The organism is Streptomyces sp. NPDC056061, from assembly GCF_042266885.1.
Lineage (GTDB): Bacteria > Actinomycetota > Actinomycetes > Streptomycetales > Streptomycetaceae > Streptomyces.
Genome location: NZ_JBHJWQ010000004.1, coordinates 113,492 through 133,202, shown reverse-complemented (window position 1 = coordinate 133,202; position 19,711 = coordinate 113,492). Strand labels below are relative to the sequence as shown.

The following is a 19,711-nucleotide window of genomic DNA, read 5'->3' as shown; positions in this document are numbered from 1 at the left end:
CCCCTCGTCCCTCCTCGTCCACGGCGACCGTCACTGCCACCGCGACCACCACCCCAGTCTCACCCGACTGCCACCATCACCCCGGTCCCACCCAACTGCCACCGCCGCCCGGCCTCACCCAACTGCCACCGCCCGGCCTCACCCGATCCTTTCCAGTCGTCGGATCGGCCGGGCCAGCAGCAGTACCGCCACCACCACCATGTTGATCACCGCTCCGGCCAGCAGCACCTCAGGGGCGCCCACCCGGTCCGCGACCGGGCCCGCCAGCGCCCGGCCCGCCGCCACCATCAGCAGCGAGCCCGCCACGTCGTACGCGTGCAGGCGGTTCAGGGCCTCCGGCGGTACGTGGGTCTGGACCGTGGTCGACCACATCACCAGCCAGAACGCGAACGCGGCACCCGCCACGAACTGCCCCGCCCCGAGCGCGGCCACCGGCATGCCCAGGCCCAGCACCACCAGGTTCACGCAGACCGCGGTCAGCGCGACGGCTCCGGCGGCCAGCGGGCGACGCGGTCGCAGGCGGAGGGCGAGCAGTCCGCCTACGACGCTGCCCCCACCGTTCACCGCCATCATCACGCCGTACGTCCCCGAGCCGTGCGCCTCGGTGACCTCGACCGCGGTCAGCGGCAGCATCGGGCCGAGCACCGCGAAGCCGTACACCGTCCAGATCGCGATCACCCCCCACAGCCAGCTACGGGCCCGGAACTCCCGCCACCCGTCCACGAGTTCCGCGAAGAGAGAACCGCGCCGCACCTCGTCGACGGGGGCCGGGGCGAGCCGGAGCAGGAACAGACAGATGCCGGAGACCAGGAACGTCGACGCGTTCGCCGCGTAGACCGCACCGGCGCTCGCCAGTCCGACGAGCATGCCGGCGAAGGCCGGGCCGGCCATGGTCATCAGCGCTTCGGAGACCCGCAGTACGGCGTTGGCGCGCTGCACGTCGGTGGCGACTCGGGGCACCGTCGACGCCACCCCCGGCTGGAACAGCGCGGCACCCACGCCTGCCACCGCGCTCAGCGCGTACACCGCCCACAGCGGCGGGTTGCCGGTGGCGAAGGAGACCGCCAGCACCGAGGCGCCGACCAGTCTCAGCGCATCCGCGAGCACCATCATCCGGCGCGGGGTGAAGCGGTCCGCCAGTACGCCGCCGAAGAGTACGAACAGCGCCAACGGGCCCATCCAGGCGGCCAGCGCGAACCCCACCGAGGAGTGCGGCCGACCGGCCCCCAGCAGGCCGGCGGTGAGGGCCACCGGGATCATGCCGTCGCCGAAGAGCGCGGCAGTGCGGGCGACGAAGAACAGTCGGAAGTTTCGGTTCCACAGCCCGTCCGCCCGCGCGTCGGCCATAGAAGAGCCGACTGAGGAAGATCCGGCCGAGGAAGATCCCACCGAGGAACGGTCAGCCGAGAAGGAGCCGCCCGAGGAAGAGTCGACCAAGGACGAATGAGGCGAAACGGGCGGAACGCCATCGCGCCCACCGACGGGAATGCGCGGTTGCTCAGCTGACTTTTCCTTCACGGGAGTGACATGTATCAGCTGAAGGTCTATACCAGCTAGGGTCGAAAGGAGTCCGTCCATGCCGCACCGAGTCGCCGTCCTGGCCCTCGACGGGCTACTTCCCTTCGAACTGGGCATCCCCCAAAGGATTTTCGGCCGTTCGCTCGGTTCCGATCCGCTCAACGGAGGCCGCAAACTCTATGAAGTCGTGACCTGCTCCGTCCGCCCGCCGGGCCCGGTCCGCACCGACGCGGACTTCACGATCACCGTCGAACGCGGCCCCGAGACCCTGGCCACCGCGGACACGGTGGTGATCCCGGCCAGCTACGAGCTCGGGCCCGTGTACACGGAGGGCAGGCTCACCGGCGAACTGGCCGCCGCATTCGCACACATCAGACCCGGCACCCGGATGGTCTCCATCTGCACCGGCAGTTACGTGCTGGCCGCCGCCGGGTACCTGGACGGGCGGCCGGCCACCACGCACTGGTCGTCCGCCGACCATTTCCAGCGGCTCTTCCCGGAGGTCATGGTCGACCCGGACGTCCTGTTCATCGACGACGGGGACGTCCTCACGTCCGCCGGGGTCGCCGCCGGCATCGACCTCTGCCTGCACATCGTGCGCCGCGACCACGGCGCCGCCGTCGCCAACGACGTCGCCCGCCGCACGGTCGTGCCGCCGCACCGGGACGGTGGGCAGGCCCAGTACATCCAGCGCCCGGTTCCGGAGGCCGGAGTCGCGACCACCGCCACCGCCCGCACCTGGGCGCTCGGCCGGCTGGAACACCCGATCCTGCTGCGCGACATGGCGCGACAGGAGTCGATGAGCGTCCGGACGTTCACCCGCCGGTTCCGCGAGGAGGTCGGTGTCAGCCCCGTCCAGTGGCTGACCCGGCAGCGGATCGAACGGGCCCGCCAGTTGCTGGAGTCGACGGACCTGTCGATCGACCAGGTGGCACGGGACGCGGGCTTCGGAACGTCCACCTCACTGCGGCAACACCTCCAGGCCGCACTGGGGGTGTCCCCCACCGTGTACCGGCGCACCTTCCGGGCGGGAAGGAATTGAGGGGTTGAGGGGTGGAGGGGCTGAGAAGTTCAGGAGTCGAGGAGTCGAGGAGTCGAGGAGCTGAGGAGTCGAGGAGTCGAAGAGTTGAAGGGGCCGAGAGTGCTGGGGGCCGGGAAGCCGGTAAGCGGTCAGAAGACCAGCACCCCCCGGGCCACCCGGCCGTGGTGCGCGTCGGCCGCCGCCTTGGCGAAGTCTTCCACCGGGTAGGTCTCGGTGACGAGTTCGTCCAGCAGCAGCCGGCCCTGCCGGTACAGCGCCGCGTAGAGGGCGATGTCCCGCTGCGGCCGCGAGGAGCCGTACCGGCAGCCCAGGACCGACTTGTCGAGGTACATCGACGAGACGAGAAACGACGCCTCGGCCGTCGCCGCCGGAACACCCAGCAGAACCGCCTGCCCGTGCCGGTCCAGCAGGTCGATCGCGCTGCGGATCAGATCCGTGCGGCCCACGCATTCGAAGGCGTGGTCGGCCCCGTGCGGCAGGATCTCCCGTACCGCGTCGGGCGAGGCGGAGGAGAGAAAGTGCGTGGCGCCGAACCGCCGGGCCACCGCCTCCTTCGCCGGGTTGGTGTCGACGGCGACGATCGTCAGGGCACCCGCGATCCGGGCCCCCTGGATCACGTTGAGCCCGATGCCACCGGTGCCGATCACCACGACGGTGTCGCCCCGGTCGACCTTCGCCCGGTTGAGTACGGCCCCGACACCGGTCAGCACCCCGCAGCCGATCAGGGCCGCCGGGGCGAGCGGCAGGTCATCCGGAATCTTCACCGCCTGCACCGCCTTGACCAGGGTCCGTTCGGCGAACGCGGAGTTGGACGCGAACTGGTACAGCCGCTTCCCGCGCCGGGTGAACGGCCGCCCCGGCATCCCGATCGCCTTGCGGCACATCGTCGGGCGACCGCGATCGCACTGCGCGCACGTCCCGCAGTTGGCGAGCGTCGACAGCGCGACGTGATCACCGGGCGCCACATGACCGACGCCCGCGCCGACCGCCTCCACCACCCCCGCGCCCTCGTGCCCGAGCACCACCGGCGACGGGAACGGGATCGTCCCGTCGATCACCGACAGGTCGCTGTGACAGAGACCGGCCGCGGCCACCGCCACCAGCACCTCACCGGGCCCCGGATCACGTATCTCCAGGTCGTCGACGACCTCGGTCGCGTGGCCGTCGAAGACGACGCCTCTCATCCCGTCTCCCTCGGTAGGCCGAGCACCCGCTCGGCGATGATGTTCCGCTGGATCTCGTCCGAGCCGCCGTAGATGGTGTCGGACCGGGTGAACAGGAACAGCCGCTGCGCCTCGTCGAGAACGTACGGCGTGCGCGCCGACCAGTCCTGCGGGCCGACGGCACCGGCCGCGCCACGGATCTCCACTGCGAGTTCGCCCAGGCGCTGGTGCCAGCCGCCCCAGAGCAGCTTCGCGACGCTGGGGGCACCGGGGTCGCCGGTCGAGCCCAGGGTGCGCAGCGCGTTCCAGCGCATGACCCTGAGCTCCGCCCACTGCCGTACCAGGCGGTCGCGCAGCACCGGGTCGGTGACGGCACCCCCGTCGACGGCGGCGCGCACCACCCTGTCGAGTTCGGCGGCGAAGCCGATCTGCTGGACCAGCGTGGAGACCCCGCGTTCCAGGGCCAGCAGGCTCATGGCGACCGCCCAGCCGTTGCCCTCGCCGCCCACGCACTCCTCGGCGCGCGCTCCGTCGAAGAAGACCTCGTTGAACTCGCTGGTCCCCGACATCTGGCGGATCGGCCGCACCTCGATCCGGCCCGGCTGATCCATCGGCACGAGCAGGAACGACAGGCCGTGATGGCGTCGGGAGCCGGGCTCGGTACGGGCCAGCACGAAGCACCAGTCGGCCTCCCGCGCGAGCGAGGTCCAGATCTTCTGACCGGTGACGCGATAGCCGCCGCGGACGGGGTCGGGTACGGCGGCCGTCCGCACCCCGGCAAGGTCGGATCCGGCGCCCGGTTCGCTGTATCCCTGACACCACAGCTCCTCGCCGCGTGCGACGGCGGGCAGGAAACGCCGACGCTGCTCGGGGGTGCCGTGGGCGATCAGGGTCGGGGCGAGGAGGTTCTCGCCGATGTGACCGACCCGGGCGGGGGCCTGGGCGCGGGCGTACTCCTCGGCCCAGACGACCTGCTGGGTCAGGGTCGCCCGCCGGTTGCCGAAGCCGGTGCCGCGGTCGGAGGCGTGGCCGGTGCCACGTTCGTTGCTGCGGCCGGTGCCGCGTCCGTTGCCGCCCCGGCCACCGGTCCCGTCGGGCGCGGCATCGTGTTTCCAGCCGAGGCCGATCCAGCCTCCGCTGCCGAGTTCTCGTTCCCAGGCCCGACGGATCGCCGCGCCCTCGTGCTCGCTGCCCGGACCGCCGGTACCGGCCGCCGCCGCGTACCGTCCGACCAGATGCGTGTCCAGCCAGGTGCGGGCCTCCGCGCGGAAAGCGGTGTCGTCCGGGCCGAAGGTGAAGTCCACGTTGCCTCCTGCCTGCAGGGATGGAGTCCGGCCGTCGGTACGCCCGGAGAACGGAGCCGAGGTGCGTACGAAGAAGGGAGCCGAGGTACGTCCGGGGAACGGGGCCGAGCCGCCGACCGGGGCCGGTCTGGAACCGGAATCCGTGACCGGGCGGACGAAAAGCGGCCGGGCGGGCGAAGATCGGAGACCGGCGGCAACGGCGACGGCTGCGCCCGCAGCACCCGCGGCCCCCGCGGTCCCGCCGTCCCTCAGGCGTTCGGCCGTGCCTTTGCGGCAGCCGCCGCGGCCATCGCCTCCAGTTGCGCCAGCATCGGCATCGGGTCGGTGCCCACCGTCCCCGGCAGGAAGTCCGCGATCCGTTCCGGGGTCCAGGGGCCCTCCGCGTAGCCGGCGCGCAGTTCCCTCGGCTGCGCCCAGACCGCGATCTTGGGCCCGGCGACCGTGTACACCTGACCGGTGATCCCCTCCTTGCGCGCCCGTTCGCCGAGCAGGTAGACGACGAGCGCCGCCACGTCCTCGGGCTCGCCGATCTCCTTGAGCTCCATGGGCACGTTGGCGGACATCCGGGTACGGGCGACCGGGGCGACGGCGTTCGCGGTGACGCCGTACTTGTGCAGACCGAGCGCCGCGCTCCGCACCAGCGAGATGATCCCGCCCTTGGCCGCGCTGTAGTTGGCCTGGGCGACGCTGCCCTGATGGTTGCCGCTGGTGAAACCGATGAGCGTGCCGCCGCCCTCCTGCTTCCGCATCACCGCGGAAGCCGCCCGGAAGACGGTGAAGGTGCCCTTGAGGTGGGTGGCGACCACCGGGTCCCACTCCTCCTCGGACATGTTGAACAGCATGCGCTCCCGCAGGATGCCGGCCACGCACACGACCCCGTCGATCCGCCCGTACCGCGCGAGCGCGGTGTCCACGATCCGCTGCCCGCCCGCCATCGTGGAGATGTCGTCGGCGACGGCCACCGCCTGCCCGCCCGCGGCCTCGATCTCCTTGACGACGGCCTCGGCCACCTCGCTGCTCGGTGTGCCGCCCTCTATCGAGACGCCGTAGTCGTTGACGACGACCCGCGCACCCTCGGCCGCCGCCGAGAGCGCGACCGCCCGCCCGATGCCGCGCCCGGCACCGGTCACGGCCACCACCTTGCCTGCCAAGAAGTTCCCCATGCCCGGCCCCTTCCCGCGGTTTCTGACGGACCGTTAGATTTTATGGGCCATCAGGTCCGCGAACACAAGCCCCCGGGGAGCACCCATGTCACTGCCGGCCGAGTTCCACGACATCGCCAAGCGCGTGAACAACTGGGGTCGCTGGGGTACCGACGACGAGATCGGCACGCTCAACCTGATCACCGATGACGTGGTACGGGAGGCCGCCGCCACCGTCCGCTCCGGTCTGCGCGTGCCGCTCGCCCTCCCCCTCCGCCAGGACGGCGTCCAGAGCGGACTGGTCCCCGGGCGGATCAACCCGCTGCACACCATGGTGCAGATAAACCAGGAGCTGTTCGGCCCCGGCACCGTCGCCACCAGCGACGACTCGGCCGTGCTGAGCCTCCAGACCGCCACCCACTGGGACGCCCTCACCCACGCATCGCACTCGGGGAAGATCTACAACGGCCGACCGGCCGACACGATCACCGCGCACGAGGGCGCACGGTTCAGCGGGATCGACAAGGCCCCGCACATCGTCTCGCGCGGTGTGCTCCTCGACGTGGCCCGCGCCCGCGGCGTCGAACGGTTGCCGGGCGATCACGCGGTCACCCCCGAGGACCTGGACGCGGCCGAGGACCTGGCCGGAGTCCGGGTGCACCCCGGCGACATCGTGCTCGTGCGGACCGGGCAGGTGCAGGTCTACCTGTCGGGCGACAAGCACGCGTACGCCCATCCGTCGCCGGGCCTGTCGATCCGGACCCCCGAATGGTTCCGCGCCCGCGACGTCGCGGCGGTCGCCAACGACACCCTGACCTTCGAGATCTTCCCGCCCGAGATCGACGACCTGTGGCTGGGCGTGCACGCGCTGGACCTCGTCGAGATGGGCATGCTCCAGGGCCAGAACTGGAACCTGGAGTCGCTGTCCACGGCCTGCGCGGAGGAACGGCGGTACGCCTTCCTGCTCTCCGCGATGCCGGAACCCTTCGTCGGAGCCACCGGTACCCCGGTCGCCCCGGTGGCCGTGCTGTGAGGAGGCGAAACGATTCGCCCCCTCACTTGCGGCTCAGAATGTCGTTCACCGTTCACCGTTCGCCGACGACTGTTCGGCGTTCTCGCCCGGGGCGACGGACACCCGCGCACGACCGGCGCCGCACCGTGCGACGAGCAGCTCGGCCAACTGAACGATCGACTGCTTTAACCTTTATGCACCGCGGATGACGGCGCGCGAAGGCTCGTACGACCTGCGGTTCGCGCCCCCGGACCCCTGCGCGCCGCGAGTGCCCGGCTCGTCCTGAACTCCCGTGCTGTGAACGGCCGGTGACCCCGTCGCGCCGGCCATGACTCCCACGGTGCGCTCGACCGGGGACGCCGGACCGGCCTGGGCGGGTGGGGTCGTGACGAGCGGGGTGGCCTCCCGGTCGATCTCGCACCAGATGCGCTTGCCGGCGCCCTCCGGCTGCCAGCCCCAGCGATCCGCGAGCCCGTCGACGAGCTCCAGTCCGCGGCCACCGGTGTCCTCACCCTGCGCGTGGCGCTGCTGCGGGGGGCGGCAGCTGGCGTCGGCCACCTCGACCCGCACCGTTCCGGCCCCGCCCGCGCAGCCGAACAGCATGCGCAGCACGGCCGGGCACCCCGTGTGGACCACCGCATTGGTGACCAGTTCCGAAATCAGCAGGATGAGGGTCTCGGCCAGCGGCTCGTCGTCCCTCATTCCGGACCCGATCAATCTCGACCGCGCCCATCTGCGGGCCCGCCCGACCTCCGCGGGATCCGGACCGACCTCCAGCTGAACCTGAAGCACCTGCACCGCTCACACCATCCGAACCGGCGGACACATCGCCTCGCGCCTCCTCAGGGTCACGGAACGTGACTCCCCTACGAGACAGCATGGTTGACGTACAGTCACCGCAACAAGCGCTTCGGGCATATTCCAACGCGAAGGAGTACGCGTGGTGCATACTGTGCGACGCTCATTGCGGGAAGTCGAACAGACACACACGCCTGCCTCGGGAATCGATTCCCGGGCACGCCCCGCGTTTCCGTTCTCCATGCGAGCAGGACATCTCTTCCGGTCCGGAGTCGCCACGCGGGCAACATCCGGATCATCCGATTCCAGAACCTCTCGCACCCCACGGAGGGTACCCGAGGCGGGCACCTGCTCCGCCCCGTGACGGATCACCCAGCGCAGTCGGCCCCCGCCCACACGTCGACCGACGGTCCCGGGCGACTCCGCAGCGTGAGGCTCAGAAGTCGGCCTCACACCTGCGTGCGACGTGCATTCGCACACCCTTGCGGGCCGGAGTCCGTCATGCCGCCTCCGCAAGCCCGTGCGGCGTCAGCCCAGATCCGCGGCGAGTCGTTCCTCGGCCGCCGCCCTCTCGATCCATTGCCCGGACCGCAGCCAGGCGCGTTTGAGGTGCAGGTGGACGTCGGCCTCCCAGGTGAAGCCCATGCCGCCGTGCACCTGGAGGCAGTCGCGGGCGTTGTGCACCGCCGCGTCGTCGGCGAGCATTTTGGCTCCCGCGATCTCGACGGGGTCCGCCGTCACGGCCGCCGCGTAGACGGCGCAGCGGGCCAGCTCGGCCCGGACCAGCATGTCGGCGCACAGGTGTTTGACCGCCTGGAAGGAGCCGATCGGCGCGCCGAACTGTTCGCGCGCTCCGGCGTGTTGAACGGCCATCTCGGTCGTGCGGGCGGCACTGCCGACTTGTTCGGCGGCGGCGAGCAGGGCGCCCTCGTCACGCAACAGAGCACCGTCGGGCAGCCGTTCGCCGGACTCGACGGAGCCGGTGAGCCGCCACAACGGGGTGAACGGGTCGAGCGACCGCAGAGGTTCGCTGCCCTCCCGTACGAGGTCCCGGAGCGCCCCGCCCGTCACGGCGGACGCCCGGCCCGGTGACGTGTCCGGGCCGAGCACGAGGAGCCCGTCCGCGTCCCCCAGGTGTCCGACCGGACGGCGGCCGTCCAGCACGGTGACCACCGCCTCGCCCTCCGCCGCCCCCTTCACCGCACCTGCGGCGAGGTGGGTGGCGACGAGCGGTCCGGGCAGCAGCGACCGTCCGGCCTCCTCGAAGAGGAGGACCGCCTCCGGCAGCCCGAGCCCGGCCCCGCCCTCGGCCTCCGGCAGCCGCAGCGCGAAGAACCCGGCCTCGCCGAGCTCCCGCCACAGGGTGCGGTCGACACCCGCGCCGCCGTCCAGGGCCGCCCGCATCCGGTCCCTGCCGAAGCGCCCGGCGAGGATGTCCCGTATCCCCTCGCGCAGAGCCCGTTGGTCGTCCGAGAGCTGGAAGTCCATGGCCGGTCAGCGCCCCTTCGGCAGGCCGAGTATCCGCTCGGCGACGATGTTCCGCTGGATCTGCGAGGTACCCGCGGCGATGGTGTACGAGAGCGAGGAGAGCCGGTCCAAGACCCATTCCCGGTCCAGGTCCGCGCTGTCCGCGCCGAGCACCTCGGCGGCGGTCTCGTACAGCTCCTGGCGGGCGTGCGAGTAGCGCAGCTTGAAGACCGAGCCGCCGGTGCCGGGGACGCCGTTGGCGTTGCCGCGCATGCCGCGTCCGGCACCGGAGCCCGCCTGCGCCTCGCCGACGTTCCATTGGGTGAGCCGCCACAGCGCCCGGAACTCGGCGTTCAGCCCGCCCAGTCGGCGGCGCAGCACCGGGTCGTCCCAGCGACCGTTGACCCGTGCCTCGGCGGCCAGGGCGTGCAGGGTGCGGCGGCAGGCGACGACCTCGCCGACGAACGCCGTGCCGCGCTCGAAGGAGAGCGTGACCATGGTGACCCGCCAGCCGTCGTTCTCCGCGCCGACCCGGTGCGAGACGGGAACGCGCACCTCGTCGAGGAACATCTCGGCGAACTCGGTGGACCCGGCGAGGGTGCGCAGCGGGCGGACCGTGACGCCGGGGGTGTCCATGGCCATGGCGAGCCAGGTGATCCCGCGGTGCCGGGGCGCCCCGGGGTCGGTGCGCACCAGCAGTTCGCACCAGTCGGCGACCTCCGCGTGCGAGGTCCAGATCTTGCTGCCGCTCACCACGTAGTGGTCGCCGTCGCGCACCGCCCGGGTCCGCAACGAGGCGAGGTCCGACCCCGCGTCCGGTTCGCTGAATCCCTGGCACCAGATCTCCTCGCCGCGCAGCACCGGCGGCAGCCAGCGGGCCCGCTGCTCGGCGGTGCCCTCGGCCACGATCGTCGGCCCGGCGTGCAGCAGGCCGACGAAGTTCGCGCCGACGTACGGGGCGCCCGCCTTCTCGGTCTCCTCCAGGAAGATCAGGTGCTGGGTCGGGGTGGCGCCGCGGCCGCCCGCGTCGACGGGCCAGTGCAGGCCCGCGTAGCCGGCGTCGTACAGCATCCGCTGCCAGGCGGTGTCGTACGCGCGCCGTCCCGGCCAGTCGTCGGGGGCGGGCTTCGCGGGCAGCGAGGGCAGTACGGCGGCCAGCCACGCTCGCAGCCGCGCCCGGAACTCCTGCTCGGCCTCGGTGTACGCGAGGTCCACGGCGAACGCCTACTCGCCCCGGCCCGGACGTCCGTCCGGGGACGGGCGGCGGTCCCGGTCGAGGTCGAGGCCGAGCATCCGGATCGCGTTTCCGCGCATCAGTTTGTAGACCGTCTCGTCGTCCAGTCCCTTGACGTGGTCGAGGGCGACCTCCTTGGTGTGCGGGAAGGTCGAGTCGACGTGCGGGTAGTCGGTCTCGAACGTCGCGTTGTCCCGGCCGACGACGTCGAGCGAGGCGACCCCGTGCTTGTCGCGGAAGAAGCAGCAGAAGATCTGCCGGTAGTAGTACAGGGACGGCGGCTCGGGGATCAGATCGCGCACCCCGCCCCAGGCCCGGTGCTCCTCCCAGACGTCGTCGGCGCGCTCCAGGGCGTACGGGACCCAGCCCATCTGCCCCTCGCTGTAGGCGAGCTTCAACCGGGGAAAGCGCACCAGGACCCCGCTGAACAGGAAGTCCATCATCGAGGCCATGGCGTTGTTGAAGGAGAGACTGGCCTGCACGGCGGGCGGGGCGTCCGGGGACGCGGCGGGCATCTGCGAGCTGGACCCGATGTGCATGTTGACGACGGTGCCGGTCTCCTGGCACGCGGCGAAGAACGGATCCCAGTAGCCGGTGTGGATCGACGGCAGACCGAGGTGGGTGGGGATCTCGGAGAACGTCACCGCGCGCACCCCGCGCGCCGCGTTCCGGTGGATCTCGGCGACCGCCAGGTCGATGTCCCAGAGCGGGATGATGCAGAGCGGGACGAGCCGGCCCCCGCTGTCGCCGCACCACTCCTCCACCATCCAGTCGTTGTAGGCGCGGACGCAGGCGAGCGCGACCTCCTTGTCGTGCGCCTCGGCGAAGGTCTGGCCGCAGAACCGGGGGAAGGTGGGGAAGCACAGGCTCGCCTCGACATGGTTGAGGTCCATGTCCTTCAGGCGTTCGGCGGGATCCCAGCAGCCGGGCCGCATCTCGGCGCGGGTGATGCCCTCCAGCGTCATGTCGTCGCGGTCGAAGCCGACGGCGGCGATGTTCCGCTTGTACGGGAACTTCAGGTCCTCGTAGATCCACCAGTCGGTGGGCGGGCCGTCCGGGTCCATCGTGATGACGTACTTGCCGCCGGTGTACGCCAGCTCGCCGATGCCCGCGGTGAGCGGCTGCGGCCCGCGCTCGCGGTACTTGGCGGGCAGCCAGGTGGAGAAGAGGTGCGGCGGCTCGATCACGTGGTCGTCGACGCTGACGATCCGAGGCAGTTCCGTCATGGTGTCCCCTTCGACGCGCCCGGGGTCTTCCGGCCCGGTTCCGACGTTCCGATGTTCCGACGGCCGTGTTTCCCTCGACCGCGGCTCCGGCGACCGTTCCCGGCGAGCGCTTTTCTGATGACCCGTCAGATTTGGTTCGGAACCAGGCTAGCCCCGCACCCCTGGACCGACAAGGCGCAGCGCTCTACGCTCTCCGCACCATCTGACCCATCGTCAGTTCTTGGGGGTTCGCCATGAACGAGACCGCACACGCGCTGGGCGGGTCGGAAACTTTCTGGGAGCTCGTCGAACGCCGGGCCGCCCTGACGCCGGACCGCCCGTTCCTGATCCAGGCCGACCGCGCCCTGACCTTCGGGGAGCTGCGCGACCGCGGCGAGCGGGTCGCGGCCGGGCTCTGGGGGATGGGGGTGCGCCCCGGCACCGTTGTCGCCTGGCAGCTGCCGACCCGGATCGAGACGGTGCTGCTGTCGTTCGCGCTGACCCGGATCGGGGCCGTGCAGTCGCCCGTCATCCCGTTCCACCGGGACCGCGAGGCGCGGTTCGCGCTGCGCGAGTCGAAAGCCGCCTTCTTCGCCGTGCCGGGCACCTGGCGCGGCTTCGACCACACGGCGATGGCGCACCGGCTGGCTGCGGGCGCGGAACGTCCGCCGCTGGTCTTCGAGGTGTACGCCTCGCTGCCGGACGGCGACCCGGCCGTACTCCCGCCGCCGCCCGCCGAGGGGAAATCGGTGCGCTGGATCTACTGGACCTCGGGCACCACCTCCGACCCGAAGGGGGTCCTGCACACCGATCGCAGCCTGATCGCGGGCGGTGCGTGCCTGGCCCACGCGCTGCGCCCATCGGCGGACGACGTGGGTTCGGTGGCCTTCCCGTTCGCCCACGTCGGCGGGCCGGACTACGCGGTGACGCTGCTGCTGTACGGGTTCCCCGCGGTGCTGTTCGAGCACTTCGCGCTGCCGGAATCGCTGGCGGACTACCGGCGTCACGGGGTGACCATGGCGGGCGGCTCCACGGCCTTCTACGCGATGTTCCTGGCCGAGCAGCGCAAGGACCCCGGCCGGAGAACGATCCCCACCCTGCGCCTGCTGGCGGGCGGCGGGGCACCGAAGCCGCCGGAGCTCCACCACGCGGTGGAGCGGGAGATGGGGGTCCGCCTCACCCACGGCTACGGCATGACGGAGGTACCCATGATCACGATGGGATCCCCCGACGACACGGCGGAGCGACTCGCCGGGACGGAGGGGCGCCCGCCGGAGGGGATGGAGATCCGGATCACCGACGAGGCCGGCCGACTGCTGCCGTACGGCACGGACGGCGAGGTGCGCCTGCGCGGGGAGGCCGTGTGCCGGGGCTATCTGGACCCGGAGGCGACGGCGGCGGCGTTCGACGCGGACGGGTTCCTGATCACCGGCGATGTCGGCCACGTCGAGCCGAGCGGGCACCTGGTGCTCACCGGGCGGCTGAAGGACATCATCATCCGCAAGGGCGAGAACGTCTCCGCCAAGGAGATCGAGGACCTGCTGCACGGGCATCCGGGCGTCGGTGACGTGGCGGTGATCGGGCTCCCGGACGCGGAGCGCGGCGAACGCGTCTGCGCGGTCGTGGAGCAGCCCCCGGGCGCCGGACCGCTGACCCTGCCGGACGTCACCGGCTACCTGCGCGAACAGGGGCTCTCCGTGCACAAGCTGCCGGAGCAACTGGAGGTGGTGGCGGCGCTGCCACGCAACGACACGCTGCGCAAGGTGCTGAAGTACCGGCTTCGGGAGCAGTTCTCCTGACCGGAACGGCCGGGAGGACCGGAACGGCCGGGAGGACCGGAACGGCCGGGAGGACCGCTCGGTGCCGCCGGAACGGCCGGGAGGACCGCTCGGTACCGCCGGAACGGCCCGGACGGACTCGTCGGCCGGGAGGACCGGAACGGCCGGGAGGACCGCTCGGTACCGCCGGAACGGCCGGGAGGACCGCTCGGTACCGCCGGAACGGCCCGGACGGACTCGTCGGCCGGGAGGGCCGGGCCCGGCCGTCGGATCAGGCCGAGAGCGGCCGGGCGTCGTCGTCCACGGCCGCGTACCGGTCGGGGTAGACGTCGAAGAGACGGCGCACACCGAGCGCGGCGAGCACCCGGTTCACGTGCGAGCCCTCCTCCGCGCCACGGGCCGGGAGGATCAGCCGCAGCCTGCCGCCGCACGAGCGCATCAGCCGCCGGGACGCGATCAGCACACCGACCCCGCTGGAATCGCAGAACAGGACCTCGGAAAGGTCCAGCACCACGTCGTGACGACCGTCGGCGACCACGTCGTGGACGGACTGACGCACGGCGGGCGACGACACCAGATCGAGCTCGCCGCGCATGCGGAGCACGGTCCAGTCGCCGTGCACGGTCTCGGCCACCTTCAGTATCACGCGACTGGGCCTCTCGTTCCGCGGGTTCCGACGCTCCGGACCTTGAATCCGACGTTCCGGAAGTTTCCGTTCCTTGTCGCGGCTGCCCCCGCCGCAGACCCATGAAACACCGATCGCCACGACAGGACACAGCCGGGTTCGAACCGAAATGATCGCTTCGCTCCCGATACCGCCGCCGACGGCGGTATCCCCCTATCATCTCCGGCACCCCCGAGGGGCGCACTTGCCATAAAGAGACGTCCGGGATCGGCACCGCCGACTACATTCGGAGTGACGAGGGGAACAGGGCTGGGGGTCGCATGGCGAGAAACACACCGCCCCGCTGGGACCGCAAGATGCAGCAACGGCTGGCACGCGGTGAGGCGGCCGCGCTCGGCGAGCTCTACGACCGGTTCGCCTCGCTCGTGCACAGCCAGGCCCACCGGATGCTCGACGACGAGACCGCCGCGGACCTGGTGACCCGCGAGGTCTTCGCGTACGTGTGGGAGAACCCCGATGTCTACGACCCGGGGCAGGGTTCGATGCGCTCGTGGCTGGCCCGGCTCACGCATCGCCACGCCGTGCGGCGGCTGCGCGAGGAGTACCGCCCTGCGGACGACGAGGACGGGCGGGCCGGGGCCGAGCTGGAGGAGCGGGTGCGCCGGGCCACGGCGTCGGCCCGCGCCGACTACATCGTGTCGTCCATGCCGTCCCCGCTGCGGGCCGCGCTGGAGCTCGCGTACATCCAGCGCCGGGACTACCGGCAGGCCGCTGCCGACCTCGGGGTCACCGAGGACGAGGCCCGCCGTCGGCTGCGGCTCGGGCTGCAACTGCTCTCCACCGCGCACGCCCACGCGCTGGAGGGGGCGTCGCCGCCCGGATACGGGCGGTCGCTGTGACCGCTGACGACGACACCGGCGGGTACGAGGGAGCGGAAGGGAGCGAGGGACGTGATGACGAGGTGTGGGGCGTGCCGCGCATACCGGGGCCGCGCGCGGCGGCGGACGACTTCGATCTCGACGCCTTCCCACTGCCGCCCCCGGTGCCCGCGTCCCCTCCCGAGGTACCCGAGGTTCCCAGGGTTCCCGATGCCCGCAGGGCTCCCGAGGAGCCTGCCCCGGCTTCCGGGGAAGCTTCCCTTCCGCACCAGGGGGCTTCGTCGGCCCCGCCCGGCCCAGCGGCTCTGATGCTCTCCCATCACGTCCTCAGGGCGCTGCTCGGCGCCTGGGCCCTGGCCGCTTGCTCGGCGGAGGAGACCGCGGCCGTCGAGGCGCACCTGACGGAGTGCGCCGCCTGTGCGGACGAGGCGCTGCGGCTGCGCGACGCGGTCGGCCTGTTGCAGACCGACCGCAGTCTCGATCTCGACCCGGCGCTGCGGTCCCGGGTGATCGACGCCTGCCTGAGCCGTCGCCCGGCCGCCATCCCGGTGCCGGACTGGGCCGCCCCGTACGACGCCGAGACCGCCCGGCTCGACGCGCTGCTGCGTGATATCGGCAGTTCCGAATGGCATGCCCCGGTGCGGCTGAAGTGGTTCGAGGGCGAGGAGGAGGTCCACCGCAAGACGACGGTCGCGGGCGTCGTCGGCCATCTCATGACCGTGGACGGGCTGATCGCCTCGGCTCTCGGTCTTGAGGTGCCGCTCGGCGACGGCTCCACCGGCCGGGGCTACGACCTGCCGCTGTCGCCCGCCGCGCGCACGGAGAGATGCTGGTCCGCGGCCCGGACGCCGCCGACCCGCGCGGTCCACGAACCGTGGCGCGCGCAGAGCCACACCCTCATCCGCTCGGTGTCCTTCGCCGGTCGCCGGGTCTCCGAGCTCTCCGTCCCGTACGGCGACTTCGCGCTGCCGATGCACGACGCGCTGATCGACCGCGCCTTCGAGTGCTGGGTGCACGGCGGCGATGTCGCGGACGCGGTGGACTACCCGTACGAGGCACCGTCCGCCCCGCACCTGAACCGGATGGTCGACCTGGCGGCCCGGCTCCTTCCGGCCGCGCTCGCCGAGCGCCGCAGGACGGGGCTGGCCGGCCCCGCCCGCCATCTGGTGACGGCCGGTTCACCGGGCAGGTCGCTGCACCTGGAGATCGAGGGCTCGGGCGGCGGCGACTGGTACATCCCGCTGGACTCCCCGGCCGCGCTCGGCTCCCCCGACCACGCGGTGGCGCAGGTCGCGCTGGACGGTGTGGAGTTCTGTCGGCTGGTGGCCGGCCACGTGCCGCCGGTGGAGGCCGCGGCCGGTCAGCAGGGCGACCGCGAGGCAATCCGCGACGTGCTCTTCGCCGCGGCCTCGTTGAGCCGTCTGTGACGACTGAGCCGTCCGTGAGAACTGAGCGGTCCGTGAGAACTGAGCCGCTTCCGAGGACCAACGGCCCGGGGACCAACGGCCCGGGGACGGCGAACTGCGGTGTCCGCCCGACGGGGCACACGTTGCCTGGAGGCAGGAGGGTGCCCCGCGGCGGCGGGAAGACCACGTCGCCGCGGGGGCGAGCCGCACCGTCGCGCGCCCGTCAGGGGTTACGGGACAGCCCTCAGGAGAAGACCACCGTGCGGCGGCCGTTGAGCAGGATGCGGCGCTCGGCGTGCCACTTCACCGCCCTGGCCAGCGCCTGGCACTCCACGTCGCGACCGAGGGCGACCAGCTGGTCCGGCGTGACGCCGTGGCCCACCCGCGCGACCTCCTGCTCGATGATCGGCCCCTCGTCGAGGTCGGCCGTCACGTAGTGCGCGGTGGCGCCGATCAGCTTCACACCGCGGGCGTGCGCCTGGTGGTACGGCTTCGCGCCCTTGAAACTCGGCAGGAAGGAGTGGTGAATGTTGATGATCCGGCCGCTCAGCCGCTTGCACAGGTCGTCCGAGAGGACCTGCATGTAGCGGGCGAGGACGACGAGCTCGACGTTCTCCGCACGGACCAGGTCCAGCAGCTCCGCCTCGGCCGCGGCCTTGGTGTCCTTCGTCACCGGGATGTGCCGGAAGGGGACGTCGTAGGAGGCGACGAGTTCCGCGAAGTCCGGGTGGTTGGAGACGACGGCGGCGATCTCGATCGGCAGCGCCCCGATCCGGGAACGGAACAGCAGGTCGTTGAGGCAGTGGCCGAACTTGCTGACCATCAGGACGACCCGCATCCGCTCCGCGGACCGGTGGATCTGCCAGTCCATTCGGAACGAGTCGCCGATGGCGGCGAAACTGGCCCGCAGCTTCTCCACTGTCACCGGATGGTCCGCCGAGAAGTGGACCCGCATGAAGAACAGACCCGTGTCGTGGTCGCCGAACTGCTGACTGTCCTCGATGTTGCAGCCGGTCATGAAGAGATAGCTCGACACGGCGTGCACGATGCCCTGCTTGTCGGGGCAGGACAGCGTGAGGACGTACTGCTCGGGAGAGGTCCCGGGCGTCGTCACGGCATCTGCGGCACCTGCGGCGCCTGCGGCGGTTTCTGCGGGTTCGGCGGGTTGTGGCGCGGTCATCCCCGTAGGGTGCCACATCGGGCCGGAGTCAGGCCGATCCGGTCATGATGCGGAGCACGTCCAGGGAATGCGGCGGGGTGTCCGGGTCCTCGCCGTCATTGCCCGCGAGGAGCACATGGGCCTCCCGGGCGGCCAGCACGGCCTCCGGCCAGCCGGGGTGCGCCAGGTAGGCCGAGACGGGGGCGTCCGCGCCTATCTGGTGCATGATGCGCAGCACCCGCAGCACGGCGACATCGACGAGGGCGGCCTCGTCGGCGTCGCGGAAGATCGTGCCGACGTACTTCTCGGCGGACCAGTTGTCCAGCCAGGTGTCCTCGACCAGGCGGTACACGGCGTCGGTGACGTCGCCGTAGCCTTCCCGTCCGGCCAGCCAGCACTCCTGGTGGAAGACGGGGTCGGAGAGCATGTGCAGCGCCGAGCGCACGTTGCTGCGCCAGCGCCACCACGGCATGTCATTCAGCGGCATGCCGCCCATGGTGGAGGAGCGGCGCCCGCGACGGGAAGTGTTCTGCGAAGCTTGCTGCACAGCAGTCGATCGTACGTTCCCCTCCCGACCCCCCGCACAGGCCCCCGCAATTCACCCGGAAGTCACCCGGCGTTGTCCGGAGCACACTGCGGCGTTACCCCAGGGGCGAGAGTGTCCGTGTTCATGACCGGACGGCGACGCCCCACCTCCCCCCGCCTCTTCAGGCTCCTCACGAGCTCAGTGGCGGCCGGGGCGTTGCTGACCACCGGCTGTGGGGCGCTCCCTGGGGCTTCGGGGGGCTCCAGGGAGCCGATCACCGTGATGACCTGGGCTCCCGGCGGCCAGACGGGCCCGGACTCGGCAGACATGTCGGGAATGACCGCCATGGCCCGTACGTATGCCCGCTGGGCCAACGAGAACGGCGGCCTCGACGGTCACGAACTGCGCGTCGTCACCTGCGACGAGGCAGACACCGAGGCCGGCGCGGGCGCCTGCGCCCAGCTGGCCATCCGGAAGAACGCGGTGGCGGTCGTCGGCTCCTACAGCCGGCACGGCGCGTCCTCCCTGGCGGCGCTGGAGACCGCGGGCATCCCCTACATCGGCGGCTACGGGGCCTCCGACGAGGAGTTCAGCAGCTACAACTCCTACCCGGTCAACGGCGGTCAGGCGGCGCTCCTCGCGGGCAACGCCCGCCAGCTCGCCCGCGACTGCGCCGGGGTGTCCGTGGTACGGCCCGACACGCTGGCCGGCGACGGGCAGGCATGGCTGCTGCGGACCGGGCTCACCGACGCCGGACGGTCCGCCCCCACGGACATCCGGGCGGAGGAGTCGGCGACCTCGTACGACGAGGCCGCCGAACGGGCGCTCCGGGCGGCGGGCCGGGACGGCGGCTGCGTGACGGCGGTGCTCGGGAGCCGCACGGAGACCTTCTTCGACTCCTTCCGGCGACTCGAACCGTCGTACGGCGACGTCCGGATCTCCTCCGTCCTCGGCAGCGTCGCGCAGCCGCTGATCGACAGCACCGGCGGCCGGAAGAGCCCGTTCGAGGGCGCCTACCTCACCGGCTGGTACCCGGAATCGGGCGACCCGCGCTGGAACCCGATGCGGGAGGTGATCCGCAAGCACGCCTTCGGCGACAACCGGATCGACCCGGACGACACGGGCATCCAGACCACCTGGATCGCCTACACCGTGCTGAACGAAGTCGTGAGGGCGATGAACACCCCGAAGATCACCGCGGGGAAGCTCGCCATCGCGCTCAACAAGGGCACTCCGGCCGACACCGGCGGGCTGACACCGGTACTGCGCTGGCGGTACGCCGACGTGCTCGGCTCGTCCGCCTACCCGCGCATCGTGAACAGCCGGGTGACGTTCCAGGTGGTCCGCGACGGACGGCTCGTCGCGGACCGGAAGGAATTCGTGGACGTCGCCGCGACGCTGTCGGAGGCGAGCGCGAAGGGGTGAGCGGCGGGCCCGCGCCCCGCTGCCGGAGG

17 protein-coding genes are annotated in these 19,711 nt (G+C 71.7%); 6 read left to right on the top strand and 11 right to left on the bottom strand.

Annotated features, from left to right (window positions below; all coding sequences use genetic code 11):
• Positions 1–138: 138 nt before the first annotated feature.
• Positions 139–1,347 (bottom strand): MFS transporter, encoded by a 1,209-nt coding sequence (locus ACFC79_RS08630; protein ID WP_376236940.1) that lies wholly within the window; start codon positions 1,345–1,347, stop codon positions 139–141.
• A 229-nt stretch (positions 1,348–1,576) separates the two neighbouring features.
• Between ACFC79_RS08630 and ACFC79_RS08625 the strand changes: the two genes are divergently transcribed.
• Positions 1,577–2,560 carry a GlxA family transcriptional regulator gene (locus ACFC79_RS08625; RefSeq protein WP_376236938.1) on the top strand — a complete coding sequence of 328 codons (984 nt, stop codon included), beginning with the start codon at positions 1,577–1,579 and terminating at the stop codon, positions 2,558–2,560.
• 128 nt (positions 2,561–2,688) lie between these two features.
• On the opposite strand, the gene ACFC79_RS08620 is transcribed toward ACFC79_RS08625, so the two are convergent.
• The 3 genes from ACFC79_RS08620 to ACFC79_RS08610 all read right to left on the bottom strand — a co-directional run bounded on the left by ACFC79_RS08620 (position 2,689) and on the right by ACFC79_RS08610 (position 6,190).
• Complete coding sequence (locus tag ACFC79_RS08620; RefSeq protein ID WP_376236935.1) at positions 2,689–3,744, bottom strand: Zn-dependent alcohol dehydrogenase; 1,056 nt, start codon at positions 3,742–3,744, stop codon at positions 2,689–2,691.
• Positions 3,741–5,027, bottom strand: coding sequence for an acyl-CoA dehydrogenase family protein (locus ACFC79_RS08615; protein WP_376236933.1), 1,287 nt, complete (start codon positions 5,025–5,027; stop codon positions 3,741–3,743). Before ACFC79_RS08615 ends, ACFC79_RS08620 begins: the two co-directional genes overlap by 4 nt.
• A 248-nt stretch (positions 5,028–5,275) precedes the next feature.
• A complete protein-coding gene (locus tag ACFC79_RS08610) occupies positions 5,276–6,190 on the bottom strand; it encodes an SDR family NAD(P)-dependent oxidoreductase (protein ID WP_376236931.1) in 915 nt (304 codons plus the stop codon).
• 85 nt (positions 6,191–6,275) lie between these two features.
• On the opposite strand from ACFC79_RS08610, the gene ACFC79_RS08605 reads away from it, so the two are divergent.
• The gene (locus tag ACFC79_RS08605; protein WP_376236928.1) at positions 6,276–7,202 is read left to right on the top strand and encodes a cyclase family protein; all 927 of its coding nucleotides are present in this window, start codon (positions 6,276–6,278) and stop codon (positions 7,200–7,202) included.
• A 171-nt stretch (positions 7,203–7,373) separates the two neighbouring features.
• On the opposite strand, the gene ACFC79_RS08600 is transcribed toward ACFC79_RS08605, so the two are convergent.
• The 4 genes from ACFC79_RS08600 to ACFC79_RS08585 all read right to left on the bottom strand — a co-directional run bounded on the left by ACFC79_RS08600 (position 7,374) and on the right by ACFC79_RS08585 (position 11,906).
• Positions 7,374–7,979 carry an ATP-binding protein gene (locus ACFC79_RS08600; protein ID WP_376236925.1) on the bottom strand — a complete coding sequence of 202 codons (606 nt, stop codon included), beginning with the start codon at positions 7,977–7,979 and terminating at the stop codon, positions 7,374–7,376.
• Positions 7,980–8,507: 528 nt separating this feature from the next.
• Positions 8,508–9,467 carry an acyl-CoA dehydrogenase family protein gene (locus ACFC79_RS08595; RefSeq protein ID WP_376236923.1) on the bottom strand — a complete coding sequence of 320 codons (960 nt, stop codon included), beginning with the start codon at positions 9,465–9,467 and terminating at the stop codon, positions 8,508–8,510.
• Between the two features lie 6 nt (positions 9,468–9,473).
• The gene (locus ACFC79_RS08590; protein ID WP_376236921.1) at positions 9,474–10,661 is read right to left on the bottom strand and encodes an acyl-CoA dehydrogenase; all 1,188 of its coding nucleotides are present in this window, start codon (positions 10,659–10,661) and stop codon (positions 9,474–9,476) included.
• Between the two features lie 9 nt (positions 10,662–10,670).
• Positions 10,671–11,906 carry an amidohydrolase family protein gene (locus ACFC79_RS08585; RefSeq protein WP_376236920.1) on the bottom strand — a complete coding sequence of 412 codons (1,236 nt, stop codon included), beginning with the start codon at positions 11,904–11,906 and terminating at the stop codon, positions 10,671–10,673.
• A 233-nt stretch (positions 11,907–12,139) separates the two neighbouring features.
• On the opposite strand from ACFC79_RS08585, the gene ACFC79_RS08580 reads away from it, so the two are divergent.
• On the top strand, positions 12,140–13,684 hold the full coding sequence (locus ACFC79_RS08580; protein WP_376236918.1) for a class I adenylate-forming enzyme family protein: 1,545 nt from the start codon (positions 12,140–12,142) through the stop codon (positions 13,682–13,684).
• Positions 13,685–13,934: 250 nt separating this feature from the next.
• On the opposite strand, the gene ACFC79_RS08575 is transcribed toward ACFC79_RS08580, so the two are convergent.
• Positions 13,935–14,309: an STAS domain-containing protein gene (locus ACFC79_RS08575; protein WP_376236917.1), complete on the bottom strand. Its 375-nt coding sequence runs from the start codon at positions 14,307–14,309 to the stop codon at positions 13,935–13,937.
• Positions 14,310–14,608: 299 nt separating this feature from the next.
• On the opposite strand from ACFC79_RS08575, the gene ACFC79_RS08570 reads away from it, so the two are divergent.
• Positions 14,609–15,187, top strand: coding sequence for an RNA polymerase sigma factor (locus ACFC79_RS08570; protein WP_376236914.1), 579 nt, complete (start codon positions 14,609–14,611; stop codon positions 15,185–15,187).
• Positions 15,184–16,593 (top strand): anti-sigma factor family protein, encoded by a 1,410-nt coding sequence (locus tag ACFC79_RS08565; protein WP_376236912.1) that lies wholly within the window; start codon positions 15,184–15,186, stop codon positions 16,591–16,593. The genes ACFC79_RS08570 and ACFC79_RS08565 overlap by 4 nt, the downstream gene beginning before the upstream one ends.
• Positions 16,594–16,816: 223 nt before the next feature.
• Here ACFC79_RS08565 and purU read toward each other — a convergent pair whose 3' ends face one another.
• Together purU and ACFC79_RS08555 are read right to left on the bottom strand one after the other, a co-directional pair.
• The gene (gene purU / locus ACFC79_RS08560; protein WP_376236910.1) at positions 16,817–17,752 is read right to left on the bottom strand and encodes a formyltetrahydrofolate deformylase; all 936 of its coding nucleotides are present in this window, start codon (positions 17,750–17,752) and stop codon (positions 16,817–16,819) included.
• A 28-nt stretch (positions 17,753–17,780) separates the two neighbouring features.
• Positions 17,781–18,227 (bottom strand): hypothetical protein, encoded by a 447-nt coding sequence (locus tag ACFC79_RS08555; RefSeq protein ID WP_376237510.1) that lies wholly within the window; start codon positions 18,225–18,227, stop codon positions 17,781–17,783.
• 174 nt (positions 18,228–18,401) lie between these two features.
• Here ACFC79_RS08555 and ACFC79_RS08550 point away from each other — a divergent pair, with 174 nt between their 5' ends.
• Positions 18,402–19,682 (top strand): ABC transporter substrate-binding protein, encoded by a 1,281-nt coding sequence (locus ACFC79_RS08550; RefSeq protein WP_376236908.1) that lies wholly within the window; start codon positions 18,402–18,404, stop codon positions 19,680–19,682.
• The last annotated feature ends 29 nt before the right edge of the window (positions 19,683–19,711 follow it).

Excerpts from the sequence above, each read along its gene's own strand:
- ACFC79_RS08585 (WP_376236920.1), bottom strand. The coding sequence starts at position 11,906 with ATGACGGAACTGCCTCGGATCGTCAGCGTCGACGACCACGTGATCGAG.
- ACFC79_RS08550 (WP_376236908.1), top strand. The coding sequence starts at position 18,402 with ATGACCGGACGGCGACGCCCCACCTCCCCCCGCCTCTTCAGGCTCCTC.
- ACFC79_RS08625 (WP_376236938.1), top strand. The coding sequence starts at position 1,577 with ATGCCGCACCGAGTCGCCGTCCTGGCCCTCGACGGGCTACTTCCCTTC.
- ACFC79_RS08570 (WP_376236914.1), top strand. The coding sequence starts at position 14,609 with ATGGCGAGAAACACACCGCCCCGCTGGGACCGCAAGATGCAGCAACGG.
- ACFC79_RS08595 (WP_376236923.1), bottom strand. The coding sequence starts at position 9,467 with ATGGACTTCCAGCTCTCGGACGACCAACGGGCTCTGCGCGAGGGGATA.
- purU (WP_376236910.1), bottom strand. The coding sequence starts at position 17,752 with ATGACCGCGCCACAACCCGCCGAACCCGCAGAAACCGCCGCAGGCGCC.
- ACFC79_RS08580 (WP_376236918.1), top strand. The coding sequence starts at position 12,140 with ATGAACGAGACCGCACACGCGCTGGGCGGGTCGGAAACTTTCTGGGAG.
- ACFC79_RS08620 (WP_376236935.1), bottom strand. The coding sequence starts at position 3,744 with ATGAGAGGCGTCGTCTTCGACGGCCACGCGACCGAGGTCGTCGACGAC.
- ACFC79_RS08630 (WP_376236940.1), bottom strand. The coding sequence starts at position 1,347 with ATGGCCGACGCGCGGGCGGACGGGCTGTGGAACCGAAACTTCCGACTG.
- ACFC79_RS08605 (WP_376236928.1), top strand. The coding sequence starts at position 6,276 with ATGTCACTGCCGGCCGAGTTCCACGACATCGCCAAGCGCGTGAACAAC.
- ACFC79_RS08610 (WP_376236931.1), bottom strand. The coding sequence starts at position 6,190 with ATGGGGAACTTCTTGGCAGGCAAGGTGGTGGCCGTGACCGGTGCCGGG.
- ACFC79_RS08555 (WP_376237510.1), bottom strand. The coding sequence starts at position 18,227 with ATGGGCGGCATGCCGCTGAATGACATGCCGTGGTGGCGCTGGCGCAGC.